Raw genomic sequence first — 2,905 nt, 5'->3', positions numbered from 1 at the left:
GTTATCGGCGGTGAAGAGAAGACGTTGACCAAAGCCTTCGACGGTCCGCTAAAGAGAAATACCGTCTACACCATTACCGTACGTCAGGATCGCCTCGATATCAAGCTGAACGTATCGTACGACGAATGGGAAGAAGGTACCAACACCGACCTGACTCCTTACAGACGGCGACGCTAAATGCCAGTTGTAAGTTTTTGAGTTTTTAAGTTCCTGAGTTTTTGAGTTTGCGGGGTTCCTACTTTTCTACAGAGAGGGAACTCTACAAACTCAAAACTGAAGGAACCCAAAAATTCAAAAGAGTCAGGAACCTTAAAACTTAAGAAAGCAGAAACTTAGAAACTTAAAAACTCGGGAACTTAAAAGCTTAAAACTTATGAACATCCAAAGATACATTACACGGACAACTGCCCTGCTGGCAACCCTGCTGATGCTGAATGCCTGTTCGGACGAGCATACCAACGAATACTTCGCCGACAACAGCCATACCTTGCTTCGGGTTAGCCTCAGCCATTTCAACGCCGAAGGACAGGCACAACCCGTATCCGGCGAGAACCGCATCGAACGCATGGATGCCTATCTCTTCGAAGATGGGGTGTTGACCGAATACCATCCCCAACTGACAGCCGAAAGCGAGAACAGTTACAACCTCGACCTGCAACGTCGAGCTGGTACGCTGTACGTGCTGGCCAATGCCGAAACCGGTCTGATGCCCGAAACCGGTGTACTGACCGAAGCGGACTTCTGCCAACAAACCCTTACGGTCGCGAACGGACACGTACAGCCATTTCTGACCGGACAGATCGGACTGAACGGACAGGCCGTCAGTACCATTCCTCTGACACTGAAGCACGGAACGGCTCGACTCGACTTCCGCGCCCGCGTAGCAGGCAGTTTCAGCGTACACCAGTTCGGACTAAGGAGTGCGGCGAAACAGACATTTGTCCTTCCGCAAACCGACGTACAGACACCGCAGGGAGCCGAAAAAGAAGACATCCTGCTGACCTTCGACCAAGGACTGAAACAGGACTCGGCAGCCATCATGTATCTGTACGAGCAGGCCAATCCCGACCTGAAAGTTTACGTAAAAGCCGAGATGGACGGAACTACCTACGAAATGGAACAGCCTTTACCCGAAGTACTGAAACGCAACACAATCTACACCATAACCTTACGCAAGGACCTGAGTGGGGCACACCTCGTGGTTGAGGAATGGGCCAAAGGCGAAGATACCGAGCTCATCCCCAGTCTGGACAGCCGTCTCACTGTGGACTGGTCTGCCTCGCAACTGCCCGACGACGTACAGGTGGCCGACGGAGGAAGTACACTCATTTTCCCGCACAACGCCACCGAAGTGCTGCTGGCAGTAGACTGTGATGACGAACTGGAGATGCTCCCCCTCGAAGGCTATCCGCTGACCGTAGAGCCCGTGACACAGACACGCGGAATCGAAGGTAAGAACCTGTTTCGGATACGCAAATTGCTCTATCCGCCGGGCTATGCCAGCGATGAAGCCAGCCTGCAGTTCCACCGCAAAGGACTGGACAACTCCTATCCCGAAGACCACATTCGCTTGGTGTTGCAAGCCAACCCGACGCAAATGGAAGGATTGCTGGATTTTGATTTGCAAAATTATGCCCACCGTTTCGACCATTACATCGACAACGAACTGGCAACAATCACCCTGCCCGAAGAAAAAGAAATCTTTGCCGAGTTCAACGAAGGTGAAGATCCGTGGATGAAAATCGCTCCACAAGAGGAAGGCAGCAACGTCTATCGTGTACTGGCCGGCTGGAAGCCCAACGATCCTACTGCCAACGGACGGGTGCAGGAAGCACGAATCGTCATCCGCAACAAAGCCGATGGTTCGGCACGCGAGGCATATACCGTGTCGCGCCGCAATTACGGACTACCTGTCACCTGGCTGCACGGCGTATGGTGGTGCAAGTACAATGCCCGCGGCAACTCAAAATCGTTCGACGACCAGATTCTTTCGTCCAACGACCCTGCCGTAAAAGCCGGAACCACGGTATTCAACTACCTGCGCGACTGCACCATCGACGAGTTCTACGACCTTTGGGGCTGGGCTTATCAGGGAGGACGCACACAGGGCATGCAAGTAATAGTACAAGATGGTGTCGCCGTGCTTGACGGATTCACCACATCGGGCAACACACACATGAACAAGCTGGAGCCCACCACCCTTGCCCCCGACGGCTACGAGGTGCCCAGCATGGAAGAATTCAACCGTGTATTCGATGCCACCGACCACGTATGGGTGATGTGGAACGGAACCCATATCCTGAAGAATCCCTGGGAAGGGCACAGCAAGATACAGCGCGAACAGCGCCGGCGGAACGATCTCGTCATCGACGAACTGGCTCTGAACGACCTCATCTACATCGCCATGAAGAGTCCCGACTTCACGCAATACGAGCCTGTTGTGTGGTATGGCCCGTCTGCCCAATGGAATACATCGGGCATCTACCACGGCCACTACAACAACATACTGTTTACCGTATATTCGCCCACAGGCAGCGGATGGTATTTCAACGGCAGCATGGCCGGCCTGTACCTGACGCAAAACGGTGGCCTGTCCCTGACGCAAAACGGTGCCGGAGTGCACGATACCCGTACCCTGCGCTTCAAGAAGTCGCCCGTGGAGTACATCTACGGTGAAGAGTAAGGGATCATTCTGATTCTGAGATAGAAAAGACGGAGAGTGGCGTTCAACACGACGATTTGTTGAACGCAACTCTCCGTTTCGTTTTTATATTTCCCGAAGCCATTCTATATTTGCAGCCGGAAGGGACAGGACGAACTATGCACGTATGGTTCGTGAGCCACGCAAGTGTGGTTCGCAAGCCACACAAGTGTCTCTCGCGAGCCGTGCAAGTGTGGCTCGTGA

Annotated in this window: 1 protein-coding gene; it reads left to right on the top strand. The window is 53.1% G+C overall.

What is annotated here, in order from left to right; all coding sequences use genetic code 11:
• Nucleotides 1-373: 373 nt before the first annotated feature.
• Complete coding sequence (locus QVP67_RS11770) at nt 374-2,683, top strand: hypothetical protein (protein WP_022163762.1); 2,310 nt, start codon at nt 374-376, stop codon at nt 2,681-2,683.
• Nucleotides 2,684-2,905: the final 222 nt, after the last annotated feature.

The organism is Bacteroides sp. CAG:633 (assembly GCF_000435115.1).
GTDB lineage: Bacteria > Bacteroidota > Bacteroidia > Bacteroidales > Bacteroidaceae > Bacteroides > Bacteroides ndongoniae.
This window is presented reverse-complemented; position numbering and strand designations above follow the sequence as displayed.